Source organism: Photobacterium atrarenae (assembly GCF_024380015.1).
GTDB classification, from domain to species: domain Bacteria; phylum Pseudomonadota; class Gammaproteobacteria; order Enterobacterales; family Vibrionaceae; genus Photobacterium; species Photobacterium atrarenae.
Genome location: NZ_CP101509.1, coordinates 570,911 through 596,887, shown reverse-complemented (window position 1 = coordinate 596,887; position 25,977 = coordinate 570,911). Strand labels below are relative to the sequence as shown.

The window sequence follows — 25,977 nt, the reverse complement described above, 5'->3', positions numbered from 1 at the left end:
GCTAATAGTGTTTTGTTACATGCTTTTTTGCCCGGCCAACATTGGACCGGGCTTTTTTCTGCCTGTCAGATTCACCTTTTTCTCGGACGCCCATTCCCTTTGCTTTCAGTGAACGCTTTTTGCCGGAAATGCATCCAGCTTTGCTACTGTTAATAGATGCTTTTCATCTCGGGTAAAGCTGCGCCATGAAAATACAATTACAAAATTGGTGGGAGGGGGTACGGACCAGTTTTTGGTTTGTACCGGGCGGATTGGTGCTGATCGCCATCGGCGCAGCCCATAGCCTGATAGTTTTCGATCAGCTGATCGAGCTGGCGTTGATCCGTCAGTTTAGCTTTCTCTATTTTGGCGGACCGGAAGGTGCCCGGGTGATCCTATCCACCCTGGCCGGCTCTATGGTAACCGTAGCTGGGGTGGTGTTCTCCATTACGATTGTGGCGCTGACCCTGGCGTCCTCCCAGTTCGGGCCCCGTTTGCTGCGAAACTTCATGCAAGATACCGGCACCCAGTATGTACTGGGGATCTTTATCGCTACGTTTATTTATTGCCTGTTTGTGCTCAGTGCCGTCAATACCGAAGGGCCGAAGGATTTCGTCCCTTACTTGTCCGTCAATATAGCGCTGGTGCTGGCGGTGCTCAATGTCGGGGTGCTGATTTACTTTATTCACCATGTGTCGGTATCCATTCAAGCCGATCAGGTGGTGGCGACTGTGTATGATGAGCTGGTTGCCAGTATTGAATTGTTTTTTCCGGGCCCACTGCAACATGAGCCAGATCCCCTGGTCATGCCTGATTTTGTTGAAAGTACCACGGCGGTCAGAGTGATCACCGCCACGTGTGACGGCTACCTGCAAGCGCTCGATGATGCGGCGTTGGTCAAAGCGGCAGCTCAGTCCGGGTGTTTTTACGATGTCCGTTTTCGGCCCGGTGATTTTATTACCCGGGGCGAAACGCTGGTGGCGGTGACGCCATGCGATCGCACGCAGGCTTCGTCACCTGAGCCGGAAGCTTCGGATGTGTTGGAGGTTGAAGCGCAGGAGATTCGGCAGGCGTTTGTCTGCGGTGCTTTGCGCACGGCTGAGCAGGATCCGGAATTTGCCTTAAACCAGATGGTGGAGATTGCGCTGCGGGCTTTATCACCGGGGATTAATGATCCTTTTACCGCGATGACCTGTCTTGATCGGTTGGGGGCGGTGTTGAGCTTACTGAGCTGCCGCCAGTTTCCGCACCCGTTGCGGTGCCATGAAGAAGCGCAGGTTTGTTGCCGGTTTCGCAGCGTCAGTTATACCGGCATGGTGAATGCAGCATTTGATCAAATACGCCAGTGTGCGGCGAGCAATGTCGCGGTGTCGATTCGGTTGCTGGAAGTCTTGGCGACTATGGCTAAACATGGCCGTACATCCGAGCAGCAACAGGCGATTGGGTGCCAAGCCGAAATGGTATGGCGCGCCGGTCAGAAGACAGTGACCGAGCCTGAAGACTTGCGAGAAATGCAGTCCCGCTACCAGCAGGTGACTGAGTTGTTGCGATGGATGACCCAGTAAGGCACGGGAAACCTGGCGTAAATCGCGATGGTTCCGCAGCGGGTCATTATGAAATATGTACTGAACGTTAATTAGCGAGGAGGAACGAATGGACAGACAAGCCTTTATTGACAAACTTCATGCCAAACTCGATGAATGGAATGCCGAGATCGATAAGCTGGAAGCCAAAGCCAATCAGGCCAAAGCCGAAAAGCAGGCGGAGTATCGTGAGGAAATCCAAGAATTGAAGCAGAAAAAGCAGGATGCAAAAAGCAAACTGGATGAGGTCAAGGCGTCCAGCGACGCAGCCTGGCAGGACTTGAAAGCCGGGGCGGAAGAAGCGTTTGAAACGATGAAAGAAGCCTTTCAGTCCGCGCGGCAAAAATTTTAACTGAGCTGGTATTCAGAGGCATTAAAGCCGGTGCAAACCGGCTTTTTGCTGCTGGGCTATTGCTTTCTTGCATCATAATGTTGGCGCGCAGCTCGAATGTCATCATGGTGTGTATCTGCCCACGACACCAGTCCCCACACCGACTTGGTTAACCCTTTCCCGAGCTCAGTTAACTTATACTCCACTTTTACCGGAACTTCGGGGTATACAGTCCGGTTGACAAAGCCATCGCGTTCCAGGTCCCGTAATGTTTGCGTTAACATACGTTGTGAAATCCCTTCAATTCTTGATTTCAGTGAATTGAACCGATCAGGCCCGTCAACAAGGCTGAAAAGGATCAAGATCGACCACTTATCGCCGATCTGAGCAACGACATCACGAATTGGGCAGTCGTCGCTTTGTACAAAGACTCTTTTGTCCGTTTGATTACTCATAGCCATTTATCTTCGTTCTCATCGGTTATCAACAGGTAACTAAGGCAGAATATTCTGCCTTATTGTAGAGTAACACCCATTTATGTATTTTAGTATATATTAGTAACCAACGTTTTCGACAACGTGAAATCAAAGGTGTTGCAATGACTCACTCCCTGCTTAATCAGGCGCTGGAAAAATATGCGTCAAACGAACCTGAATCAGATATCGATCTGTTCTCTCCTCAATACGTCAACATTGGCAAGTTTGACATCCGGTATGTCCGTTATGAGAAGAAGAATGCGCCGACGTTAGTCTTGCTTAATGGTCTGCCCCAAAGTATCCGAATGTGGGAACACGGCTGGGAAATGCTGTGCCGCCACTTCAACTTGATTGCATTCGACATCCCTGGTTTTGGTTTGTCAAAAGCGCAGGAAAGTGACATGTCGCCCCGAAAATTAAGCCAGGTGATCATTCAGGTGCTGGATCATTTTGAGATTTCTAAAGCACATCTCATTGGACCGGATGTTGGAACCCCGATTGCACTTGCGGCTGCGATTGAGTACCCGGATCGATTTGAGAGCCTGAATATTTTTGATGGTCCGGGGAGTTATCCGGCGAAAATGTCGCCGATCCTAAAAGCGGTGATTAACTTTGGCCTGGTGCGATGGTTAGCAAAAGGGCTTAACAAAAAGTCTGTGATGGCAACGAATTTCAACACGGCAGTGAAAGATGGCTACCACAGTTACCGGCCGACCAGACGAGCAATCAAAGAGTATTATGATATTGCTTTTGATGAACAAGCTCATCGGTGCGCCATCACTTTCTTTGGCTCCTATCCGAAGGATTTGTCCTGGATCCAGACGCGGTTAAAAGATATTTGTCTGCCAACTCTCATCACCTGGGGCAAGCTGGATCCATTTGTATTTGTCAGTAATGCAGACGACTTATCAAAACAGATCCCGTTCAATAAACTTGTAGTATTCGACAATGCGTCCCATTTTTCATCTGAAGATGCCGGAGAAGAATACCTGAACCTCATTACCCATTGGTGCTTGGGTGATTATCAGCACCTTTAAATCATCATGATTGATATCGCGGCCTACTCACTGAGCTCTGTCACCCTAAGCGCTCGCGATATCTCCGCTGAAATTTAAAATAAGAAGAAAGATAATACCGACCGGCAAGGAAAAGAGGGGCTCATTTTTGTGAGTTATAAAAGAGATGCAGTCGCGACAGGGCCGCGACTGCTATACGTTTATTGCAGGTGCTTGGGTTTCACCAAATCAGTTTTTTGCGCTTTCAGTAAGGTGACTGCCTCTTTGACGGTTTCAACCAGCGCACTGTTGTCAGCTGTGTTTTTGTTTAACAGCGGTAAAACAAGATAATGAATGCCCCCATCATCTGTCGGGACGCCGGTTGCAATAATGACATCTCCTTCAGATGCCGTACCGAAGTATTCGGAGACCACCTGAGTTTCGCTGACGCCATAACTGTCCAGGTAATCCGGCTCTGTGTTGTCAAACATGATCAGCTCGCCTTGTTTGGCCAGGGCGCGTAGCTGTTGCTGCTTGTGTTCATCAAACGGGTAGTCTGTGGTGTTGATATAACGAACTTGCTCGGTTTCAATGAAATCGTATAGCGCGTTGCTGAGCTCGTTTAACGGGGTTGAGAGCCATGGGGTGTCCGCTGTCAGATTCGCTTCCTCAACGGTACTGCGTTGAGCGGAATTTGGCTCAATTATCGAGCTGATTGCCTGTGTTGATGAGACAATTGGCGTTTCGGTGATTTGGTTGCTTTGCTGCTCTGGAGATTCAGTTGTGATCTCAGATGTCGCCGGGCCAGCGTCGCTGCTCGTGGTGAACAGGCGGGCTCCGAGTACTGCTGCGACAGCCAGAATTGTGCCGATCAATAGTTGTTTCTTAGCTACCATGAAGTCTGTCTTGTTGTCGTTGGCATTGGAAAATGCCGGTTACCCCGCTTCCTTGGTTTGGTTCGCGGTAACCGGCGCAGCGATTAGTGGTAGAGCTCGTCGTTCCAGGCGACGGTCACTGCCCGGCTGGTTTCAGTCCACTGACTGCTGTCTTTGTTTTTCTTCCAGGTATTTTCCGGAGAAGTGTACCAACTGCACCAGTCGCGACCAAAGTAATAGTGGGTCTTGCGCCATCCGGCGACCAGCTTGATCTCCGTCACATCTTCACCATCATTGATATTTTGTTTACGGTAGACCGCGCCTACTTGAGGTTTAAAATCGGATCGCATAACGATAGGCAGCTCGCTGTAGTCGATCAGGTTCCCCATGTCACAACTGGTCCAGCGATATAGTAACCAGTCTTTCGGCGGAGTGTGGTTGCGGATCGTCTGATTCTCGATCAACCAACTGATACTTTCATTGGTCTGGCTGAAATCTGCCACTGTTTGGAACTCTGGTTGATCGTAACTCACCCGGTTACTCCAGGATATCCCGCCGCCGATTGAGGGCGATTGCGAAGCAGTGAAGCCCAGATTGAAGTCCAGTGATTCGCTGACGGAAGCGGTGGCGATGGTATTTTCCGGTGCATGGCTCATGTGACGCAGCGGTGCACCGTTGAGGTAGCTCAGGGCCAGCTTAAAAGCGGTCGGGATGGTGTAGCGGTAGTCACCACCGGTCGAAAAAACGTAGATTTGTTCTTTATGCGGAACATTGGTCATATCGAATCCGGATCCTCCGTTCAGGATGAGCTTGGCTTCTTTGGCGCCGTCCGGCAACAAGGATTGGTTCCAGACGTTTTCCAAAGAGTAGATCAGACGGATTTTTTTTGCGCGTGCGTCGCTGTCATCCAGTTCCAGCAGGGTCGAGGTATAAGCCTTGAGCGTGTCCTCGGCTTGTGCCGGTGCCAGAGATCCAAGCAAAGCCAGGGTGACAACACTTACGGAAAGGTGTTGATTCTTCATTATATTTTCCTGTTAAGCAGCTCATAAACATTCTTCAATAAAATAGCGTCCGAATATAGTTTATGAGTCTTTTTTGTATGATTTTTTTATGGTTTGGCGCTTAATGATTAAGCGGGTGTATATTGCTTTTTGAATAGGATGAAAAAAAGAAACAGTACAGATTTGTGGGCGCTTGGTTCCAACTTTCTTGGCGCTGGTGTGGTTTGTATATTCAGAAAAAATTTTGCTGTTGCTTACAGGTTGTCATCGTATACCTGTGCATAGAAAGCGCATGGCGATATATAGCTTGAATCGCCCGTAAAGGCCACTATCGCATTATTTCCCGCGGTTTTGTGTGGCAGGATGGCTTTATCTGAGGTGACGAGCACATGCCCTTAGCGTCTGGTGAATCATTCTCGGAAAGCGGACCACCGGGATTCAGTACTGATACTAAACCAGGTGGCCCGAAGGAGGTTATTTTATCGGTTCAAGCTGAATTGCTCCAACGATGAGATGTGAAACAATCATAATCCCTATAATGAATGGGCGAGCTTATGTTCTGCGATCATGATGCCATCTTCATTCAGGAAACGCTCATACGCGAACGGTTCGATGTCGATGGTGGTCGGCATGGCCCGGACTAATTCATCCAGAAGTTGTCCGGTGATCGCCGAGGTCAGCATTCCGGTCCGGAAATGGCCGCAGGCATTGAGATAACCTTCAATCCCCGGAACCGGACCCAGGATCGGCAGTTCATCCGGCGATCCCGGTCTGAGTCCTGCCCAGCAACGTTTGATGTTCATATCGCGCAGTGCGGGGATCGATTTCATCGCCCCCTGTGCCAGCTGCTTGATGTATTTGACATCGTTGCTGGTATCAAACCCTCTTTCTTCGGTGGTGGAGCCGATGAGAATTTCCCCGTTGTCTTTCTGCGCGATGTAGCAGTCACTGGTGGTCAGGCAGCCGTTGAGTAGCTTCGGCAGCTTCTCGGTGATGATCACCTGGCCTTTGACCGGGAAAACAGGGAGGGCATATCCGGTTGCCCATTGGCTGATGGTTTCTGCCCAGGCCCCCGCGGCGTTAATCATCATCTGACACGGCAGCACGCCTTGCTCTGTTTTGACGGCGGTGACGCGGTTTCCGTGTCGCTCAATGCCGGTCACTTTGGTGTTCAGGTACAGCTCAACCCCATTCTGTCGGGCCGCTTCAAGGTAGGCTTCATTCAGACGATACGGGTTGATCTGGTGATCGCAGTCGAATTCCATCGCTCCGACGGCATCGCGCGAGACGTTTGGCTCTTCGTCATGCAACTCGGCCTGCGAGAGCCAACGCACATGCGCCTGACGATCCGGGATGGCTGCGGCGATATGCTCTGCGTACAAGCGGTCATACTGGTCGAACAGGACAAACTTCAGGCCGGTCCGTTCAAACTTGAAATCCACGCCATGGTTTTCGAGCAGTTCATCGTACAGCGCCGGGTACATCGCATTGGACATCATCGACATATTAAAAAACGGCTCTGGCATGATGTGCGGGTTCAGCTCCGGTGCATCGGTCGCCCCGGATTCCCGCATTTGCTTCGAGAGGGTTTTGAACAGAATGACGCCGCATCCCAGTCCCGTGGATTCACCCATGGCCCAAAGCCCCCCGGCCGATGCTCGTGACGCGTTGCCGGGATACTTGTAATCAACCACGGCAATTTTCAGATCTTTCTGACGGCTGAGGAAGTAAGCCACTGATGCCCCAATTACGCCACCCCCACAAATGACAACATCATATGTTTTCATGCATTATCCTCCAGAGCAGCAAACGGAATTGGGTCTAACGGGAATCTCGGTCGAACCAGACTTTGCTCCTGGTTGTATCCTTCTTTTTTCAATCGGTCATAACAGTAATGGGCGCAGGTTTTTCCCTGACAATCACCCATGGTGACGCGGGTGCGCATTTTTAACGTCACGATATCGCGGCAACCTTGCGCAATGGCCTCATCGATTGCACGTCGTTTCACCTGCTCACAACGGCAGATCACGGTGTCTTCATCCGGCAGTGACAACAATCCGAGCTCTCGGTAGCCGGCGGTATCAAACGCCTGACGAAAACGGTACAACCGCGATAATTGACGGCGCATGGCATGGATCTGTTGCTCCGCCTCACTATGGCTCTGCTTGCCCAGTTCAGCGGCGATCGCTTGTGCTGTGATCCGGCCTTCCAGCATCGCTGCGTCGGCACCGGCCAGTTTGACACTGTCCCCGGCACAGAAAACGCCGCCGACGCTGCTTCTTTGCCAGTCGTCCGTGGTCGGTATAGCCCCGCTCATGTGGTCGTATACCACGTCGAGCCCCATCAACTGAGCCAGTTGCGAACGCGCCGAAAAACCATATCCAACTCCGAGTGTATCGACGGTATAGGTCACGGCTCGGTCGTGATCAGGCACCCATTGCTCATCGTAGGGTGCGATGGTGACTTCATTTAACTGCTTGTCCCCCGAAGCTTTCACCAGCCCCCAGCCATAATGCAGCGGGATCTTGTGCTGTTTGAGGTACCACATCATCGAAAGCCCATCGAGCGCTTGTTGTGGCCGGTTGAGTATGGCTAAAGTTTCCTTGGCAATGGCAGAAAACTTTGCTGCTTCGCAGATGGCCTCAACCTGGCATCCGGCTTTATGTAGCTGACAGGCAACCAGCACGAGTAGCGGTCCGGTGCCGGCGATCACCACTTTGTTTCCTGGTCTGACCAACCCGCTTTTCAGCTGAAGTTGGATCCCACCCAGTAACATGACCCCCGGCAGTTGCCAGCCCGGAAACGGAACACTGCGCTCCTGGCAACCTGTTGCCAGAACCAGTTGGTCGTATTCAGTCGTCGAAAGTTGATGGTCATGTGTGATCAACAGGTTGTTGTCTCCCAAGGGGCCAAGCACACGGGTTTGCGTTCTGAGCTCAATCAAAGCGGCATGGCGCTGGTAGTCCTGCTGGATTTTATCGATCGAGTTCTGCAGTTTTTCATCCAGGTGGGGCATATCCAGGGTTTTACGCCACGGACCGCGATAGATGACGCCGCCAGCTTTCGGCGCTTCTTCAAGCACAGTGGTGTGGATACCGAACTTTGCTAGTGCCGTAGCGGCGGACATACCTGCAGGGCCAGCTCCGACGATGACAACTTTCTTAGCCATGTTTCACCCCTTGATCTAACACGTTGTTGCGACCGGTTTCGATTGTCATGTTTGGTTTGACGATGGTTTGGCAGGCGCGTTGTTTGTGTCGGCCATCAATGTGAAGTAGGCAACAGTGACAGACGCCCATCCCGCAATACGCACCAGATTCGGCACCATAATCGTTTTTCATGATCTGTCGAATGTTTGAAGCCAGCAGCGCGCTTAACACACTTTCTCCTTCGACTGCCGGAATCGAGATGCCGTTGACCTGGATCGAAAACGGTTTGTCGAGTGCCTCAGTGATATCTTGTGTTCTTTTAGTCATTATTTTTTATACCAACTTGTGAGATTGATTGTGAAATCGGATGCATACTATCACCATTAACTTTATAAGGTTATGACAAATGAAATTTATTTAACAAAATTGCAAAGCTGATTCTCATTTTGATAGTGGAATGTGATGAGTTTGCTATTTTTTCTGGTGGGATTTGTTGGATTGCATGCTGGAAATTTCGCCATGCTGATTGCGAACAACCGGTGTCGCTTAGCGATCACCATAGCTATCGGTCTGGGAAGTTACTTCAAAAAGCACAACATCGATGAACCAGACATGAGTGCAGCGGGCGTGAGTTGGCTTTTCACTGGGTCCGTCAGGCATTGCGGCAGCTCAGGGAGCTTGTCGGGCGGGCTTATGTTGGATAGAGCGCCTGAAGCATCAGGCGCTTGAAGCTATTGACGGCGGGTTAGGCGTTCGCCATTTTAAGTAGGGTTTCCATCTGGCTCGGGGTCTGGATCATGGTGTCGTTGCGCGAGGCCCGCAGGTCGTGGGTAATGACATGCAGGGGCAAGTTCGGGTCCTGGCGCATGGCCATTGCGGCAATGGTCTGGCCGGTACGTCCGACGCCGGCGCGGCAGTGGATCACGGGCAGCAGTTTGGTCGACTCATGTACGGCGCGGCTGCGGCGAGATTCATAGAAGGCGATTTTATCCCGGGTGATGTTTTCAATCAGGGTCACCAGGTTCGCGGTTGCCGCCGGGCTGATGGTTTGATGATCCGGCCAGTTATGAACATGGATGACCGGAATTTCAATTGTGGCATCATAGCCGGCCACCGTGAGTTGGTAATGGTGGGCTTCAATGCCGTCACCCAGCGCTTCGGTGCTGTGCAGGGCCGATTGAGTTTGAATACGCCCGAAAGTTGCTGCTTGCGAAAAATAATCCGGTAATTCATTGTTTTGCATATCAGTGAGGCTGGCCAGCACCACAAGCACCGGAGTCCGGTTTTCCACCAGCATCTGGAAATGCGCTTCTAGCTGGTGCGCAAACGGATACTGCGAAGCAATGGCGAGGTGGCGCTGGTTAATGGCGATCCGGTTGGCATTCAGCCCATCCCGGACGCGGGTATCGACGCAGTACCCAAGGTTGAAGCGGTCACGCTCCGGGTTAAACGTATCGCATCGCGCGCCGCCGCGAATCGCCATAAGTTGCAATGCCGTCTCGTTTAAGTTGTTGCGGGTTGTGTTCATTTTCTACATGTTTTGTCAGTTGCTACTTCGCCTAAAATACCGCATTTTTGGGGACCATTGCATCCTGGCTGTGTTTGTCTTGTGCTCAGCAGCGTAAAAGCATTGATTGATAATGGCCTGAGGATTGCGTTTGGCGGTGTTTTCTGTATTTCAGGAGAAAAGGCACCACGCTTCGTGATGCCCTGCTCATGAGAGTGATCGTTACTGTTTGAGTGAAATAATCTGCGACAAGGGGAACTTGCTACTGACAATGTTGGACCAGAAACGGGGCGATCCCAGCCATACAAAGTGCCGGAGCCTCATTGAGGACATCATGCCCGATCCCGGGCAGGTTAAACCAGTCCGCCTGCGGTAGCAGTTCACCTAATGCCAGGATATGGGGACGGGTACACAGATGATCCTGATCGCCGCGGACCATCAGGGTCGGGGCGGTGATGTGGTGAACTGCCTCACCGGGATAGGCGGCGGCCTCCGTCCACAATGCGACCACGGCAGGCACCAGGCGATCAAAGTCCGGCTCAGGGTTCGTTGCTTCATATCGGGCGACGTTGTCCGGAAACAGGGCGCGCCATCTGTTCGCTGTCATTGCGGCGTACATCCCCAGCACCGGATCATCTGAAGCCAGCTGGTGGTGGGCGCCGATGGTGATCAGAGCCCGGATCCGCGATGGCTGCGCAGCCGCCAGCCGGAGCGCGGTGATCCCGCCGTCGCTAAAGCCAATGACGCTATAGTGCGTGATCCCGAGTCGATCCAACACCGTTTCGACATCGGTTTGATACTGATGATACGTCAGCGGCGCGTTGCCGAGGGTCGACTTGCCGTGGCCACGAAAATCGATCCTAATGAGTCTGAATTGCTCGGGTAGGTGTGCCAGGATGGCGTTGAAATCCATCATGTTGCCGAGGCCGCCATGCAACAGTACCAGCGGCGCACCGGTCGGGCTGCCAGCCAATTCCACATAAATTTCGGCATCGTCAACCTGAAAGAGGTGTCCTGTTTGGTGGGTAAATCCGGTCATGTCTCTCTCCTTGATGATTAGGGACGGAGAGAGCATACGTCGCCGGACTGTCAGTTTTTGTCAGGAGCCGTTCGCTTCTGTCAGTAACCGAGTTTGGCGGCAGGGATCCCGGCCGATTGTCGCCACTGCCGGAGTAATATTTTGCGTGGGTGCGGATAGCGCTCGGCCTGCGGGGCGAAGCGGGCGATACGGTCGAGGCGAAAATGACGAAAGTCCTCGCGTGTTTCACACCAGGCAACCAAAACGTAGCACTGCTGGAACACGCCAATCAGCAACGGCCAGACACAGCGCTGGCTCAGGCTGCCCTGACCGTCCCGGTAGTTCAGGTTAATTTTCGCTTGGTGCCGGATTGCGGCTCTGAGCTGGGCCATGTCGAGCGGCAGATCCGTCATCGCCGGAAGCGGGCCGACGCGCATGATTTCATCATCGGGTTGCCAGGTATGCGATGGGGGCAGCACGGCCGCAATTTTAGCGATGGCGTGCTGCGCACTGGTGCTGAACTCACTATCCGCTTGCCGGGCGATCCATTCAGCACCCAGCCGCAGCACTTCCAGCTCATCCGGGGTAAACATCAACGGCGGCAGGGTAAAGCCGGGTTTTAGCACATAACCCAAGCCGGCCTCGCCGTCGATTTCCGCCCCTTGGGCCTGAAGCGTCGCGATATCACGGTAGATGGTACGCACACTGACATCAAGCTCACGGGCGAGGTAATCGCCGGTCACCGGATACTTGTGGCAGCGAAGCAACTGGAGCAAATCGAACAGGCGCTGACTTCTGGACATATTGGCGTGGGTTTGGATTGAAAAGTCTGCACATATGTTACTGCATTCATGGTTCACGGGCTATTTTCCTGCTTTTCGGTGATAAAATTAATTGAGCTCCCAAAGCTTCACTGGTTTCACCCTGTATATTTTAATGACAAGCCTGTCGCGAGGATTCGTTTCTGGTGCGCTGAATTTTCTTCGCTTTGTCAGCGCGGCACGCTACTTCTGTGAGGAAATTGCTGATGGTTTGAGAGACGCCGGGCGATTTGACAACGCCCGGTTGCTGGCCCATCATGGACACACTTCTATTGACCGGTAAGACAAGGACGGCCCATGACGATTTCAGCGCATCACTCTGGAGTTCAGTTGCTGAACCAGGCGCAAGGGATAGCCAATTCGGCAGCCCGAAAAATCCATGATGCCAGTCTGCCGGCTGCGCAGGACGCAGCGGCGTCGAGCGCCAATCCGGCGGCTGCGGCACAGAATACTCAGCTAAGTACCCCGGCAGGGCAAGCGCCGGTGCAACGTCCCGATCCGGTCAATGCCGTAGTCGATTTGCTCCAGGCCAAAACCTATAACCAGGCCGGTGCCAATGTGATCCAGCGCAGCAACGAGATGACCGGTAATTTGCTCAATACCAAAGTCTAATACCAATCGCAGTAAATAACTGGTCATCCTAGCTTGTTCAAATGCTCGATAACTGCGTTAGAGTTTTTGATTGGTATAATCCCTTGATTACTCTCGGAAATGCCCCACCGTTTCCTGTTTGCTTGAAGCCCCTGGAGCAATGCCTGGGCCCTTGAGCGGCATCCTCTCATGAGTCAGAAATGAGACACCCAACAGCCTGCTAGAGTCATGGAAAGCGTGATCCGTGATGTGTCGCAGGTGCGCTCAATACAATTAAAAAAACTTGGCTAGGTCGGGGTGTTTCTGATGAATACTTCTGAGTGGGTGCTTTTGGCGGTCGTACTGACGTCCGCTGTGTCGTGCCGGGACAATACCGGCAGCGATGAGGTGACTGCAGATAATAGTGTGGTGGAGGCGCCGGGAACGGAAAGCCCACCGGCTTCTGGCCCGGAGCCGGAGACACCCCCGGAAGAAGAAACGCCACCGGAGCCGCGCTTGGATATTGATGGGCTGCCACTACCGACACTCACAGATGCGCCTGACTATGAAGCCTACTTGATGGCACAGCCACGATACTACACCGCAACGACTTCGCCGTTTGGTGATGTTCGCTCTCAAGACAATACACCCTTTTCCAACCGGGTCACGAATGCCGGTGCAAATCTGGGCCGGATCCTGTTCTACGATGTTCGCTTGTCGGCCAATAACTCCGTTTCCTGCGCTTCCTGCCATCAACAGCAACACGGCTTTACGGATCCGGCCAAGCTCAGTACCGGTTTTGACGGCGGGAAAACCGGGCGTCATTCCATGAGCCTGACCAATGCGGCGTATTACTCTCCCGGTAAGTTTTTCTGGGATGAACGGGCTGAAACGCTGGAAGAGCAGGTGCTGATGCCGATCCAGGATCCGGTGGAAATGGGAATGAACCTGTTCGATCTGGAGGTCAAACTGGGGCTGACCAGCTTTTACCCCAAACTGTTTGAACAGGCCTTTGGCGACGAGGCGATCACCAATGAGCGGATGGCGCTGGCGATGGCCCAGTTTATTCGCTCGATGGTGTCTTACCAGTCCAAATTTGATCAGGCGTTTGCTGCCGGGGCGTGGAACAACCCGGATTTTGCTGCAGTCTTCACCGAGCAGGAAATGCTGGGCCATCGGCTATTTTCCGGGTTTCCCGTCGGCAACAGTGCTTCGCTGGGCTGCATTGAATGTCACCAGACTTCGGCCCACACCATGGATCGTTCTCATGTGAACGGGTTGGATGCGGATAACAGCCAGGATGCGGGGGCGGGTGGCGGGTTCTTTAAATCACCATCTCTGCGCAATATCGAAGTGGGCGCGCCCTATATGCATGATGGCCGGCTGGAAACCTTGATGGACGTAGTGGAATTCTATAACAGCGGTGTGAAGCCCCATCCGAACCTCAGCCCGGACTTGCGCGAGGGCGGCAGTACAACCGGCGCGCCGGTGCAGATGAATCTGACCCAGGAAGAAAAAGAAGCGCTGGTGGCGTTTCTCAAAACCCTGACCGACGAGAACTTCCTGACCAACCCCATTTTCAGAGATCCGTTTGCGCCTGAGGGAGGTTAATCGCTAAACACTTAGCGTACCTCATGCACCTGTTCTATAAGCGACAAAAAACGGCCAGCAGAAATGCTGGCCGTGGTCGGTTTGATTGCAGGCCCTGTCAGCCGCCCCAGCTTTTGCTGCCGCCGGAGGAACGGCTCCAGCTCGACTTGGCTGAAACGGTGGAACCGAAGCCACCGCGCGAGATGGTACGACTGACCGTAGGTTTGGGCTTCATGTGATCCCGCGAAACCCGGACCTTGGTTTTGCGGTAGCTACTTTTGCCATAGTCGTAGCCGTCGGCTGTGGTCCAGCGGTCATAAAAAATACTGCCGGGATAGTAGGAGCGGAACATCGGCTGGGAATAGTAACGACGATCATCATCGAGCATACGGCCGAACATAAAGCCTGCCATGGCCGGCATAAACCAGTTATCGTTGTTTGGCGCCTCAACACAGGCATTAAGACCGAATTCGGCGCTACAGTCATATTCAGTGCGATATTTGGGCGCGGTACGGGCCGCTTCCTCAAGCGCGAACTGATAGGCTGCCCGGCACTCCTGGCTGTAGTTGGGATTATCGTCAATACAATCATCAAGACGCTGATAAATCGTGGTATCAGTGCCGTTGTCACTACATCCTGACAGCATCACGCCGGCGAATGCGACGGAAATTGGTGCGGCGCTGCCCATTCGCCAGTTTGATCGCATGCCGTCCTTGCGCATGCTGGGCAAGACCACCTGTTTGCTTCGTTTCATGCCGGGCTCCTAGTAAGTCATACAGGCAGCGTTGAGCAGCCCGACGGAAACCGAAGTTGCGGCCATGATAATCCCGGCTGGGATTTCACCGGCTTCGATACGCTCAACGATGCGTGGCATAAAGCCAAACCGTAGCAGATAGAAAGCGAGCAGTTGAGCAAGCAGGGCCACTATGCCCCAGAGCGCAAAGTCAAGCAGGTTCACCGAGTTACTGGCAGCGCCGGCGATTGCCAGGCAGTAGCCGATGATCGAGCCGGACAGGCCGATAGCGGCGGCAATATTCTGGCCCTCTTTGACGAGTTTCCACTCATCATGGGGGGTGAACCGGACGTACACCACCTTAAATAACATGAGAAAGGCCAATGACAGAATAAAGTACAGTAAAAAGGCGCCAAGGCCGGCCAGGGATTGGGTGAATGCTTCCATGATGCTTCCTAGTGGTTATCTGGCTGTTTAGCCAATCAGTTTAAAATCGGTTGGGGTCAGGTTGATACCGGTACTGATCACCAGTGACCGTTCTGCCCGGTGATGAATAATTTTCTCTTCACCGGCCACAAATAATGATTCGAAGATATCGTTGCCAATGTCGCGATCATAAACCATTACGAACTGGTCGGTTTCCGTAATCGCGCCGTTTTCCTGCCAGGTCTTTTCGGTCATGACGACCGGACGGGTGTTTTCCCACACCTTGTCGAAGGTATGGCCTTCCAATTCCCAGTGCGGCTGGATCAGTTGATCATTAAGCAGGTGCTCCCAGGCGGTGTCGTTGTCAATCGGTTTGCTATCGTAGAAATAGTAGAGTTTGACCTCGCTGACATCACTCTCGCCAGGGCCGTGGGTGAGCACCTGGATAAAGCCGTCATCGTCGGTGTAATAGCGCAGTAATCTGGTTTGCTCATCCAGTTCAACGGCACCGACGGCTTTGATGAGCTGGGTGCGGGCCGCGCCTTCGATGATGAGATCCGGTTCAATCAAGCGCAGTTTGAGATCATCGAGCTCGAATGCGCCGCCCAACCGTAGTCCGAGAATTTCCGGTGCATCCGGTTGTTTCCGTTCGGGCTTTTTCTTTTTCAACCAATTAAACATACATTCTCCTCAGCGCGATGGCACCGCCGGTTTTCCGGGTGTAAATATGAAAGTTTGAAAGGGTTACCATTGAAAATCAGTGATACGCTCATCTGAGATATAAAACAATTTACAACCGGGCTGAACAGCTTTGTTCAGGGCCGGGTTCAGTTCTACGCCCTGGCCACAGTCAATCCCGATCAGGGTGGCATCGTAGCGCTGCTTGAAGGTGTTGAACAGGGCATCAATGGTGGTGGCATCTGCGTTTTTCGGATAATGGACCGAGTACTGCGTCATGCCCTGGGTGGTGCTGAGCAGTTCGTGGTGCAGCTCGCTTGATCCCGGATCGACTGCCGCTTTGGCCAGCATCTCCACTGCAACCGACGGAATACACTCGGCATTCGGACAGTGCTGCTTGAGCAGCATGCCCAGTCCCTCATCTTTGAAATAGGCCAGCAAGTGGGCGTCCGGGTTTTTGCTGGTGCAGTACAGCGCAGCCGAGAGGGTAATGTCATCTTCCGGGTTGTCGATTAGGATACAGCTGGCTTCTTCGACGGCAGCTTTAGCCATGCCCTCCTGATCGGTAAAGCTGGTGACCCGGACGAATTCGATTTCTCCCGGCAGCGGGTTTTCGATTTCCGGACGCACGCACAGGACGATCGGGCGGCGACCGCTTTCCTCATGCTGCAGCATTTTGATCAGGTGCAGGGTGCGCTGCTCATTCCAGCCCAGCACTAAAATATGATTTTTCACTTTTACGCTCCGTTTTCCCTGCAACCCACTTTTCCAGTATTGGAGGAACAGGCTGGCGATCCGGCCGACGCCGACGGCAAAAACGCCGAGGCCGCCGGGGATCACCAGCAGTGAGACAATCCATTTGCCCGCCGGAGTGGTGGGCGACATATCCCCGTAGCCGACGGTGGAGGCTGTCACAAACAGGTAATAGATGTAGTCGGTCAGTGAGTCGGTAATCGCGTGCTCACCCGCCAGTTTGAGCAGCAGCCAGTTCAGCACGACATAACCCAGCAGGATCAGCAACAGATTCTTGCCATTGAGATCCGAGAGGTTTTTCACCGCCCACTGGCGAAAGATAATCCATAAAGACACGGCTGAACCTCCTGGTTAATGGCTGCTGGCGGCTGGGAAGACGGCGGGCAAACGCTTCTTCATGGATTATCCGTTCTCTTGCTTGCCGAGGATCCGTGCCAGCTCATCCTGGGCCGAGGCTTTTGGTGCTGACCCGATCCCGGCTTCAGCCAGCTTTTTATCCAGGCTGCTGCCGGACTGGGCTTCGGCCATTTCAGCAGCGGCTTCGAGCTGAGCGGATTTTTCAGCCTGGCGCTGTTTGATGCGTTCGAGGGACTCGACAGCCGTGTGCATTTTTGCGTTGGCGCCGACATTGGTGGCCGAGACTGCAGACTGGGCTTTCTGAACCGCTTCATTGGCCTTGACGACATCGACTTGCTGTTCCAACTGGCGTAGCTTGTCTTTGGCTTGGGCAATGTTGGTGCGCATGCTCTGCTCGGAAGCAACAAACTGATCCAGGTAGCTTTGCTCGGTTTGCTGCTCATTTCTCAGATCGGCGACTTTCTGAGCACATTCAAGGGCGAGATCCTGCTGGCCTTTTTCCATCGCGGTGCGGGCATGGCCTTCATAGTCACCGATACTGTTTTCCAGCGCCTCGACTTTCTGTTGTGCCAGCTTGCGCTTGGCCACGATCCCAACCAGGGCTTCATCGGATCGACGCAGCTCTGCTTTGGCTTCGCGGATCTCCTGATCCAGGATCCGCAGGGCCTGGTTGTCAGCAATATTCTCGGCTGCTTCGTTGGCACTACCCTTGATGGCGGTAAATAGCTTTTTCCATACACTCATGAGGCACGCTCCATCAGATATTCCTGGTACAGGTCAATAAAGGCTTCGACATTGCGGAACAGGGTCGCGACTTCAATCAGGATGCTTTCCTGCTTGGATTGGGAAGACAGCGAGCCGAAAGCGACGTAATAGCTGTCGCCGTCAATTTCATTGATCCCGATGGTCGAGAGCGGGAACATTTTATGGGTGCGTAAAACGTGCTCGTTGAGCGCGGCGACGTCCCGGACCTGTTGTTGAGGAAATAGCAGCACCTCAACCAGGATTTGTTCACCTGCTACCGCCAGGTAGGCTTCAATGTTGTCTTCATTTTGGATCACAATGGCTTGTTCGTGTTGACGAACCTGCCAGCCTTCATGTCCGGAAAGGACGGGGAGAAGCTCGGAGAGTTGCCATGTCATATTCAGTACCTACCTTAGTGGTTTAAGATCTGTTTTACATGAAAAACAGGGTTCATATTATGAAACCTGCTAACGAAATTTCTATAGCGTGACAAGGATTTGTTGCTGTTTTGTGAGGTTATGTCGCGTCTATGATGGTACTGACTGTAATTGGGCGGCGGAGTTCCCTGCTTGCTGGGGCGGAGCGTAATTTTTATATGATGATCTGGAAGTGCACCGGGCCAGGGTGTCTGACAGACCTCTGCTCTGAATTGAATTCTTTGCGCATGGCCCCGGCGGGTTATCGCGATGTTGCCTCAATGATGGTCAGATCGGCCGGTAACGTTTGCCGGAAGGCTTCGGCCTGGCGACGGATCCAGTCGCAGAAGGCGATCACTTTCCTACGCCTGAAATACCCTTGCGGCGCGCACAAGTGATAGCGAAACGTGGGTTTGACCGCAATATTATCGATACGAACCAGTTTCCCTTCTTTCAGATAGCGCTGGGCCAGGGTGTGGCGGGCCAGCGCGACCCCCTGTACTGACAGTGCCCCTTCCAGCACATAATTGGCACCATCATAGGCCAACGCCGTGGTGCCACCTTTGACGCCGACTAGCGTCAGCCAGCGTTGCCAGTCCATATCCGGCCAGATATCGCCAATCAGATGCACTCGTTGCAGATCATCGATGGTATAGATTTGATGTTGTTCTTGATAAAGCGGATGACACACTGGATAAAGCAAGTCATCCATCAGCCATTGGCTGGTCAGATCGGTGTAACGACCTTCCCCGTAGCGGATACAGAGATCAATGGAGGACTGGGCAAAGGTTTGTAGCTCAGTTTTCGATTCCACCAAGACGGACAGATCCGGGTGCTCTTCTCGAAAGGTGTTCATCCGGGGCACCAGCCAGTGCTGGGAGAAAGAGGGCAGGGTGGATAAAGATAGCCGCTGCGGCTCCGGATCTTGGTTGAGTAACCACAGGCCGTTTTGAATCGCCGTGAATCCCTGCTGGGTATGTTCAAACAGCGTTTGGCCTTCGGGTGTCAGGGTGATTTTGCGATGCTGGCGGTAGAACAAGGGCGTTTCCAGCCACTCTTCAAGTAGCCGGATTTGCTGGCTGATCGCCGCAGCGGTGACAAACAAATGCTCGGCGGCCGCTTTAAAGCTGCCAAGCTGTGCCGCCTGGTGGAAATAATAGAGTCCATGCAGCGGCGGCATTCGCGTGTGCCCGTCATTGGCATTTGACATAAATTTTCCTTAACTGAGTGTCAGGATAGATCGTTTGAGCACTTTCCGTTGGTGGACCAAGATAAGCCCATACAGACACAATAGTAGGGCTGAATTATGCGTATGACAACGTTTGAACCTGTATTTCCAACCATGCAGCAGGTGGTGGCTTCAGTTAAGCGAGGGTTTTCTTTGTATCAGTGCTGGCGTCAGCAAAAACGCCGTACCCACTATCTGACCGATCTCCCGGCACATCTTCGGGAAGATATCGGGCTGGATCGCCTGACGGCAATGCCACCGAACACTGTGGCAGAACAACAACACAGCTGCGCGGGCAAGGCGAAACAAAAATAGGATGTCGGTCTTCGTTGCTGGCACACTTACCTGCATTTCAGGCATTTCAGGCATTTCAGGCATTTCAGGCAGGTCAGGCAGGCAGAAAAAAACCGGTCATGATGACCGGTTTTTGCCTTTGAGGGGATGGCTTATGCCAGCAGCTCTTTGGCGGTGTTTACCACGTTTTCAGTGGTGAAGCCGAACATTTCGAACAGCTGACCGGCCGGTGCAGATTCACCGAAAGTGGTCATGCCGATGATGCGGCCGTCAAAGCCGACGTACTTGTACCAGAAGTCGGCGATGCCGGCTTCAATCGCGATACGCGCGGTTACATCGGATGGCAGTACCGCTTCACGGTAAGCGGCATCTTGCTTGTCGAAGGCATCGGTCGATGGCATGGAGACCACGCGAACCTGCTTGCCGGCAGCCGTCAGTTCGTCGGCAGCTTTCACCGCCAGCTCGACTTCAGAGCCGGTGGCGATCAGGATCAGCTCCGGTTTGCCGTCGCTATCTTTGAGGGTGTACCCCCCCTTTGCGATGTCAGCGACCTGCGCTTCAGTGCGGTCCTGCTGAGCCAGGTTCTGGCGCGAGAAGATCAGCGAAGTCGGGCCGTCTTTGCGCTCAATCGCCAGTTTCCAGGCAACGGCAGACTCGACCTGATCACACGGACGCCAGGTGCTCATGTTCGGGGTCAGACGCAGCGAGGCGATTTGCTCAACCGGCTGGTGCGTTGGGCCGTCTTCGCCCAGACCGATGGAGTCGTGGGTGTACACCTGAATGTTCTGCACTTTCATCAGGGCTGCCATGCGCATTGCGTTACGGGCGTATTCCATGAACATCAGGAAGGTTGCGCCGTAAGGGACGAAACCGCCGTGCAGGGCGATACCGTTGATAATCGCGGTCATGCCGAACTCACGGACACCGTAGTGGATGTAGTTGCCGGACGCGTCATCCGCGGTCAGGGATTTGGAGCCGGACCACATGGTCAGGTTCGATGGCGCCAGGTCAGCCGAGCCGCCCATGAATTCCGGCAGCAGCTTACCGAACGCTTCCAGCGCATTTTGTGACGCTTTACGCGAGGCGATGTTGGCCGGGTTGGCTTGCAGATCGGCAATAATCTGGCTGGCTTGCGCTTCCCACTCCGCCGGCAGCTCACCGTTCACGCGGCGTTTGAACTCGGCCGCCAGCTCAGGGTAGGCGGCTTCGTACGCAGCCAGCTTCTCGTTCCAGGCCGCTTCTTTAGCAGCGCCGGCTTCTTTGGCATCCCACTCGGCAGCAATGTCAGCCGGGATTTCAAACGGACCGTGGTTCCAGCCCAGGAATTCACGTGCCGCAGCGATTTCATCGTGGCCCAGTGGCGCGCCGTGACAGTCGTGCGAGCCGGCTTTGTTCGGAGAGCCGAAGCCGATGATGGTCTTGGTACAGATCAGGGTTGGTTTGCCGCTTTCTGCTTTCGCCGCTTCGATGGCTGCGTTGATCGCTTCCGGATCGTGGCCGTCAACCGCCGGGATCACGTGCCAGCCGTAGGCTTCAAAACGCTTGGCGGTGTCGTCGGTGAACCAGCCTTCCACGTCACCGTCGATGGAGATGCCGTTGTCATCCCAGAACGCGATCAGTTTGCCCAGGCCCAGGGTGCCGGCCAGAGAACAAGCTTCGTGCGAGATCCCTTCCATCAGACAACCGTCGCCCATGAAGGCGTAGGTGAAGTGATCGACGATGTCGTGGCCATCGCGGTTGAACTGATCCGCCATTGCTTTTTCAGCAATCGCCATCCCCACCGCATTGGTGATGCCCTGGCCCAGCGGGCCGGTGGTGGTTTCAATGCCCGGCGCGTAGCCGTACTCCGGGTGCCCCGGGGTTTTCGAGTGCAGCTGACGGAAGTTCTTCAGCTCTTCGATCGGCAGCGCGTAGCCGGTCAGGTGCAGCAGTGAGTAGATCAGCATCGAGCCGTGGCCGTTGGACAGCACGAAGCGGTCACGGTCAGCCCAGTCCGGGTTCTGTGGGTTGTGGTTCATGTGGTCGCGCCACAGGACTTCGGCAATGTCAGCCATCCCCATCGGGGCACCCGGGTGACCGGAGTTGGCTTGTTGGACACCGTCCATGCTCAGGGCACGGATGGCATTAGCAAGATCTTTGCGTTCCATAATTGTATCCACTATCAAATTTGTTTTTGCAAAAAGGAAGAAAGCGGCTGGCTGGCCGCTTTCTAAAATGGGGTTTAAGTCTTACAGGCGCTCAGCGATCATCGCTTCCAGCTTACCCTGGTCAACCGCGAAGTTGCGGATCCCTTCGGCCAGTTTTTCGACTGCCATTGCGTCCAGGTTGTGCTCCCACAGGAATTCCGCGTGGTTCATGGCTGCCGGACGCGCTTTGGTTGCCACGTCAGCAGACAGTTTCTGAACCACTTCACCTTCAGCATCGCTCAGCTCTTGCAGCAGTTGCGGGCTGATTGTCAGGCGATCACAGCCGGCCAGCTCCAGGATTTCACCAGTGTTACGGAAGCTTGCGCCCATGACAACGGTGTTGTAGCCGTGTTCTTTGTAGTAGTTGTAGATCTTGGTGACAGACAGAACGCCCGGATCTTCGGCGGCTTCAAAGTCACGGCCTTCTTTGGCTTTGTACCAGTCCATAATACGACCCACGAATGGCGAGATCAGGTAAACACCAGCTTCGGCACAGGCACGCGCCTGAGCAAAGGAGAACAGCAGGGTCAGGTTACAGTTGATGCCTTCTTTTTCCAGGACTTCGGCAGCGCGGATGCCTTCCCAGGTTGACGCCAGCTTGATCAGGATGCGGTCATTGGTGATCCCGGCATCGTTGTACATTTTCACAAGGTGACGGGCTTTGGCGATGCTGCCTTCGGTGTCGTAAGACAGGCGAGCATCAACTTCAGTTGAGATACGGCCCGGAACAACTTTCAGGATTTCTTTACCGATGTTGACGGCCAGCATATCGCAGGTATCTGCAATTTGCTGTGTTTTGTCATCGCTTTGTGCTTTTGCGTACTCAATCGCCTGATCGATCAGCGGAGCATATTCTTCAATCTGAGCGGCTTTCAGGATCAGCGATGGGTTGGTCGTCGCATCTTCCGGTTGATACTTACTGATAGCTTCGATGTCGCCGGTGTCAGCAACAACAGTAGTTAGCGCGCGCAGTTGTTCCAGTTTCGTGCTCATATCTCTCGACCTTCAACATGTTAGGGGCTTGTCTGATGCTAGCTAAAAGTGTAGCCAGAAAAGGTGTTTTTACCTGTCGGTGAGCCAAATGTTCTATCCACATCACGCTCGATGTGAACATATGGATCACCAAAGAACAATTGATGTGATGATAATTAGCTTTTTGTTGTAAGTTGTCAATCAATATCATGACTAAATCGTGCTTTGATCTCACTTTTACCGTTTGTATAAGAATGTTCATACCAAAGTCGCCAATGTGGTGATTTAGTCCTGCGGTAAATGCATGGTGAGGGGTGAGCAAATGTTCATTAATGGTAGCATTTGCTCACTGCTTGGTGAGGATAAATGTTGAAAACGGGGTGATAATTTGAGTGCTTCAATGAGCGGGGTTGGTTGTGGCTCACCATCCGAGCTGTTTGCTGACGGCCAGTGTGATGATAAATGCGAGCCAGCCGAGCGCACCGGCAAAGCTCAGCCAGCGTAGCCATGTCTGTTTCGCTTTGAGGGCCAAGGCTCCACACACAATGTAAGCAACAACGGCGAACAGTTTCACCGAAAGCCAGGGGGCGGCCGGGGTAAAGGGAGTAAAGCCGGTCAGGCCAATCAACGCCATGCCACTGGTCAGCAAAAACGTATCATTGACATGGGGCGCGATTTTCAAGACCGGGTTGGCAGCCAGTGGTGACTGGCGACAGCATAAGATGAAGCGAAGCAGAAACAGGCTGATACTAAGCAGCACGGTGAGCACGTGGAAGGTTTTCAGGGTTAAATACATCATAGATTCCTGCGAAAGTGCCCGGGCCGACACTGGGTCGGCCCGGGCAGCGGTTACATTGGAGCAGCGACGTTCCACCCCAGTTCATATGTCAGTTGAATGAGCAGTTGTGGCAGGCTGCTCATCACGGTGACGCCAAGGACGATGCCGCTGGTGGCCAGGGCGATCTTGAACGTTGCCAGCACCAAAGATCTCATGATGACAGGGCCTCCGTTTCTGCGGCTTTGCCGGATTTGATGGCATCCAGAACCAGCTTGGTGAGGAACAAGCCGAGGAAGATCCCGCCGGCGCCGAACAGCATATCACCTGGCATCCGTAGCCAAATCAGGGTCTCTACCAGCGGGCTGTGCATCACGGCTGGTGAGCGGGCATACCAGTAACCATTTTCAATGACGGCAAAGAACTGCACCAGTCCGACTGGCAGGAGGGACATCAGTAGCATGGCAGCCAGGCCAATGTTCAGCGACCAGAACGCCCATTTGAGCCATTTGTCATCCCAGCCTTTGGCATCACCGGCCAGGCCGCGCAGGCAGAACAGCATCAGGCCGATCCCCAACATGCCATAGACGCCCATGAATGCGCCGTGACCGTGGGTCGCGGTGGTATTCAGACCCTGAATAAAGTACAGCGAGACTGGTGGGTTAATCAAGAAGCCCAGGACGCCTGCACCAAACAAGTTCCAGAATGCGGTGGCGACGAAGAACATAATGGCCCATTTGTAGCGGCGCATCCACGGCGTGGCGTTGCGCATCCGGTAGCTCTCAACGGCCTCAAAGCCAATTAACGCCAGCGGGACCACTTCCAGCGCCGAGAAAATTGCGCCCCAGGCAATCACCGGCGTGGTTGTTCCGGTGAAGTAGAGGTGGTGCAGGGTACCGATCAGGCCGCCGGTCAGGAAAATCACCGTGGTAAACAGGACGGCGCTGTTGGCTGTGGCGGCACGGATCAAGCCGAGACGAACAAACATCAGGGCAATCACGGAAGTGGCAAAGGTTTCGAAGAAGCCTTCAACCCACAGGTGGACCACCCACCAGCGCCAGTACTCGGCAATCGCCAGGTTGGTGTGTTTGCCCTGGAACAGGCCTGCGCCGTAGAACAGGCCAATCGCGACACAGGAGGCGTACAGCACCCAGACGACCGCACGCATCTCCCCTTGTTGTGACAGGGCGGGACGAATGGCACGGGTGACCAGCGTCAGCCAGATCAACAGACCGACCAGCAGCAGGACCTGCCAGACCCGGCCCAGATCGATATACTCCTGACCCTGGTGGCCAATCAGGTAGCTGGTATCCAGGTCGAAGTATTGTTGTACCGCCAGCCATTCACCGGCCATCGAGCCGAGGACGACCACAACCAGAGCAGCCCAAAGGACATTGACGCCCTGGCGCTGGAATTTTGGCTCATGGCCGGACAGCGCCGGGGCGATGTAGAGGCCGGTACCGAGCCATGCAGTGGCAATCCAGAACACAGCCAGCTGGGTGTGCCAGGTCCGGGTTACCGAGTAAGGGAGAATTTCAGACAGCGGAATACCGTAAAAATCCTGTCCTTCGACTCCGTAGTGTGCAGTGATCCCGCCGAGGAAGACTTGGAGCAGGAACAGGCCAATTGCAGTCAGGAAGTACTTACCGACAGCTTTTTGTGACGCCGTTGGTTTGCTGTCAAACAGCGGATCCTGGCTGGGTGGGGTCGGCAGCGATTCGTGTTTCAGCGCGGCATGATACCAGGCCAGTGCGCCGACACCGGCGATCAGGACCACGATACTCAGAATGGACCAGACAATATTGCTGGAAGTCGGCGTATTGCCCAGCACCGGATCATAGGGCCAGTTGCTGGTGTAGGTGTGATCTTTGTCGACCCGCTCTGTACCGGCAGCCCAGGCGCTCCAGAAGAAGAAGGCGGTCAGCTGCTGGCGACGTTCGGCAGTGGAAACTGTCCCTTCTTTCATCGCGTAGTCTTTTCGCAGCGGCTGCCAGGCCGGGTCGTCGCCAAACAGGCCGATGTAGTGTTGCTGGAGTTGGCTGATGGCATCGGAACGACGTTCAGAAAGGGTGATGATGCCGGTGTCCGGATTGTAGCTGTTCGGACGTACATCTTCCCGCAGCGCCTGCTCCAGGCCGGCTTGCTGGCTGCCGGAGAGCTGGCTGAACGGCTTGCCGAAAGTGTCCTGCGCGGCCAGTTCCAGCCAGTTGTCGGCTTCGCGGTGCAACCAGTCGGCAGTCCAGTCCGGGGCAATATAGGAGCCATGACCCCAGATAGAGCCGAGCTGATGGCCGCCCATGGAGCGCCAGACCAGTTGGCCGCGTTGGATGTCTTCTTTGGTGTAGATCACTTCACCCTGGGTGCTGACAACCTGAGTTGGGATTGGCGGTGCCTCCCGGTAAATATCGCTGCCGATGCTGAGCAGAACCGTGAAGGAGGCTATGCAGACGATCAGGAGCGAGATAATCGATAGTTTTTGTTTCGTCATCTCTGAGTTCTCTTTTTGTATGGGACCGTACA

General features: G+C 53.8%; 27 protein-coding genes. 6 read left to right on the top strand and 21 right to left on the bottom strand.

Features of this window, described 5'->3' with window-relative positions:
- The first annotated feature begins 185 nt into the window (after positions 1 to 185).
- Together NNL38_RS18860 and NNL38_RS18855 are read left to right on the top strand one after the other, a co-directional pair.
- On the top strand, positions 186 to 1,544 hold the full coding sequence (locus tag NNL38_RS18860; RefSeq protein WP_255391982.1) for a DUF2254 domain-containing protein: 1,359 nt from the start codon (positions 186 to 188) through the stop codon (positions 1,542 to 1,544).
- A gap of 88 nt (positions 1,545 to 1,632) precedes the next feature.
- On the top strand, positions 1,633 to 1,914 hold the full coding sequence (locus tag NNL38_RS18855) for a sll1863 family stress response protein (protein WP_255391981.1): 282 nt from the start codon (positions 1,633 to 1,635) through the stop codon (positions 1,912 to 1,914).
- 56 nt (positions 1,915 to 1,970) lie between these two features.
- On the opposite strand, the gene NNL38_RS18850 is transcribed toward NNL38_RS18855, so the two are convergent.
- On the bottom strand, positions 1,971 to 2,354 hold the full coding sequence (locus NNL38_RS18850) for a winged helix-turn-helix transcriptional regulator (RefSeq protein ID WP_255391979.1): 384 nt from the start codon (positions 2,352 to 2,354) through the stop codon (positions 1,971 to 1,973).
- 137 nt (positions 2,355 to 2,491) lie between these two features.
- Between NNL38_RS18850 and NNL38_RS18845 the strand changes: the two genes are divergently transcribed.
- On the top strand, positions 2,492 to 3,406 hold the full coding sequence (locus NNL38_RS18845; protein ID WP_255391978.1) for an alpha/beta fold hydrolase: 915 nt from the start codon (positions 2,492 to 2,494) through the stop codon (positions 3,404 to 3,406).
- Between the two features lie 179 nt (positions 3,407 to 3,585).
- Here the strand turns inward: NNL38_RS18845 and NNL38_RS18840 are convergent, their stop codons facing one another.
- From NNL38_RS18840 to NNL38_RS18805, 8 genes are all read right to left on the bottom strand, one after another.
- Entirely contained in the window at positions 3,586 to 4,260 is a 675-nt protein-coding gene (locus NNL38_RS18840; RefSeq protein WP_255391977.1) for a topoisomerase I, read from the bottom strand.
- Positions 4,261 to 4,343: 83 nt separating this feature from the next.
- Entirely contained in the window at positions 4,344 to 5,261 is a 918-nt protein-coding gene (locus tag NNL38_RS18835; protein WP_255391976.1) for a leukocidin family pore-forming toxin, read from the bottom strand.
- A gap of 512 nt (positions 5,262 to 5,773) precedes the next feature.
- On the bottom strand, positions 5,774 to 7,027 hold the full coding sequence (locus NNL38_RS18830; protein ID WP_255391975.1) for an NAD(P)/FAD-dependent oxidoreductase: 1,254 nt from the start codon (positions 7,025 to 7,027) through the stop codon (positions 5,774 to 5,776).
- On the bottom strand, positions 7,024 to 8,409 hold the full coding sequence (locus tag NNL38_RS18825) for an FAD/NAD(P)-dependent oxidoreductase (RefSeq protein ID WP_255391974.1): 1,386 nt from the start codon (positions 8,407 to 8,409) through the stop codon (positions 7,024 to 7,026). The genes NNL38_RS18830 and NNL38_RS18825 overlap by 4 nt, the downstream gene beginning before the upstream one ends.
- Positions 8,402 to 8,716, bottom strand: coding sequence for a (2Fe-2S)-binding protein (locus NNL38_RS18820; RefSeq protein WP_255391973.1), 315 nt, complete (start codon positions 8,714 to 8,716; stop codon positions 8,402 to 8,404). Before NNL38_RS18820 ends, NNL38_RS18825 begins: the two co-directional genes overlap by 8 nt.
- Positions 8,717 to 9,134: 418 nt before the next feature.
- Positions 9,135 to 9,917: a protein-tyrosine phosphatase family protein gene (locus tag NNL38_RS18815; RefSeq protein ID WP_255391972.1), complete on the bottom strand. Its 783-nt coding sequence runs from the start codon at positions 9,915 to 9,917 to the stop codon at positions 9,135 to 9,137.
- A gap of 241 nt (positions 9,918 to 10,158) precedes the next feature.
- Positions 10,159 to 10,935, bottom strand: a complete 777-nt coding sequence (locus NNL38_RS18810; protein WP_255391971.1) for an alpha/beta fold hydrolase — start codon at positions 10,933 to 10,935, stop codon at positions 10,159 to 10,161.
- 80 nt (positions 10,936 to 11,015) lie between these two features.
- Positions 11,016 to 11,717 (bottom strand): helix-turn-helix transcriptional regulator, encoded by a 702-nt coding sequence (locus NNL38_RS18805; RefSeq protein ID WP_255391970.1) that lies wholly within the window; start codon positions 11,715 to 11,717, stop codon positions 11,016 to 11,018.
- Between the two features lie 315 nt (positions 11,718 to 12,032).
- On the opposite strand from NNL38_RS18805, the gene NNL38_RS18800 reads away from it, so the two are divergent.
- Entirely contained in the window at positions 12,033 to 12,347 is a 315-nt protein-coding gene (locus NNL38_RS18800) for a hypothetical protein (RefSeq protein WP_255391969.1), read from the top strand.
- A 285-nt stretch (positions 12,348 to 12,632) separates the two neighbouring features.
- Positions 12,633 to 13,916: a cytochrome-c peroxidase gene (locus NNL38_RS18795; RefSeq protein ID WP_255391968.1), complete on the top strand. Its 1,284-nt coding sequence runs from the start codon at positions 12,633 to 12,635 to the stop codon at positions 13,914 to 13,916.
- A 97-nt stretch (positions 13,917 to 14,013) separates the two neighbouring features.
- On the opposite strand, the gene NNL38_RS18790 is transcribed toward NNL38_RS18795, so the two are convergent.
- The 7 genes from NNL38_RS18790 to NNL38_RS18760 form a co-directional block, all read right to left on the bottom strand.
- The gene (locus NNL38_RS18790) at positions 14,014 to 14,649 is read right to left on the bottom strand and encodes a DUF1190 family protein (RefSeq protein ID WP_255391967.1); all 636 of its coding nucleotides are present in this window, start codon (positions 14,647 to 14,649) and stop codon (positions 14,014 to 14,016) included.
- Positions 14,650 to 14,658: 9 nt separating this feature from the next.
- Positions 14,659 to 15,075 (bottom strand): DUF350 domain-containing protein, encoded by a 417-nt coding sequence (locus NNL38_RS18785; protein WP_255391966.1) that lies wholly within the window; start codon positions 15,073 to 15,075, stop codon positions 14,659 to 14,661.
- Positions 15,076 to 15,102: 27 nt separating this feature from the next.
- The gene (locus tag NNL38_RS18780; protein WP_255391965.1) at positions 15,103 to 15,735 is read right to left on the bottom strand and encodes a YjfK family protein; all 633 of its coding nucleotides are present in this window, start codon (positions 15,733 to 15,735) and stop codon (positions 15,103 to 15,105) included.
- A gap of 63 nt (positions 15,736 to 15,798) precedes the next feature.
- Entirely contained in the window at positions 15,799 to 16,821 is a 1,023-nt protein-coding gene (locus NNL38_RS18775; protein ID WP_255391964.1) for a potassium channel family protein, read from the bottom strand.
- 66 nt (positions 16,822 to 16,887) lie between these two features.
- Positions 16,888 to 17,586 carry a PspA/IM30 family protein gene (locus tag NNL38_RS18770; RefSeq protein ID WP_255391963.1) on the bottom strand — a complete coding sequence of 233 codons (699 nt, stop codon included), beginning with the start codon at positions 17,584 to 17,586 and terminating at the stop codon, positions 16,888 to 16,890.
- Positions 17,583 to 17,984 (bottom strand): DUF2170 family protein, encoded by a 402-nt coding sequence (locus NNL38_RS18765; protein WP_255391962.1) that lies wholly within the window; start codon positions 17,982 to 17,984, stop codon positions 17,583 to 17,585. The genes NNL38_RS18770 and NNL38_RS18765 overlap by 4 nt, the downstream gene beginning before the upstream one ends.
- Before the next feature lie 280 nt (positions 17,985 to 18,264).
- On the bottom strand, positions 18,265 to 19,212 hold the full coding sequence (locus tag NNL38_RS18760) for a LysR substrate-binding domain-containing protein (protein ID WP_255391961.1): 948 nt from the start codon (positions 19,210 to 19,212) through the stop codon (positions 18,265 to 18,267).
- 102 nt (positions 19,213 to 19,314) lie between these two features.
- Here NNL38_RS18760 and NNL38_RS18755 point away from each other — a divergent pair, with 102 nt between their 5' ends.
- Complete coding sequence (locus NNL38_RS18755) at positions 19,315 to 19,545, top strand: hypothetical protein (RefSeq protein ID WP_255391960.1); 231 nt, start codon at positions 19,315 to 19,317, stop codon at positions 19,543 to 19,545.
- A gap of 131 nt (positions 19,546 to 19,676) precedes the next feature.
- On the opposite strand, the gene tkt is transcribed toward NNL38_RS18755, so the two are convergent.
- The 5 genes from tkt to NNL38_RS18730 form a co-directional block, all read right to left on the bottom strand.
- Positions 19,677 to 21,671, bottom strand: a complete 1,995-nt coding sequence (gene tkt / locus NNL38_RS18750; RefSeq protein WP_255391959.1) for a transketolase — start codon at positions 21,669 to 21,671, stop codon at positions 19,677 to 19,679.
- An 81-nt stretch (positions 21,672 to 21,752) separates the two neighbouring features.
- Positions 21,753 to 22,703, bottom strand: coding sequence for a transaldolase (gene tal, locus NNL38_RS18745; RefSeq protein ID WP_255391958.1), 951 nt, complete (start codon positions 22,701 to 22,703; stop codon positions 21,753 to 21,755).
- Between the two features lie 400 nt (positions 22,704 to 23,103).
- Positions 23,104 to 23,478: a SirB2 family protein gene (locus NNL38_RS18740; RefSeq protein WP_255392285.1), complete on the bottom strand. Its 375-nt coding sequence runs from the start codon at positions 23,476 to 23,478 to the stop codon at positions 23,104 to 23,106.
- A 53-nt stretch (positions 23,479 to 23,531) separates the two neighbouring features.
- Positions 23,532 to 23,675 (bottom strand): hypothetical protein, encoded by a 144-nt coding sequence (locus NNL38_RS18735; RefSeq protein ID WP_255391957.1) that lies wholly within the window; start codon positions 23,673 to 23,675, stop codon positions 23,532 to 23,534.
- Positions 23,672 to 25,945 carry a nitric-oxide reductase large subunit gene (locus NNL38_RS18730; protein ID WP_255391956.1) on the bottom strand — a complete coding sequence of 758 codons (2,274 nt, stop codon included), beginning with the start codon at positions 25,943 to 25,945 and terminating at the stop codon, positions 23,672 to 23,674. Before NNL38_RS18730 ends, NNL38_RS18735 begins: the two co-directional genes overlap by 4 nt.
- Between the last annotated feature and the right edge of the window lie 32 nt (positions 25,946 to 25,977).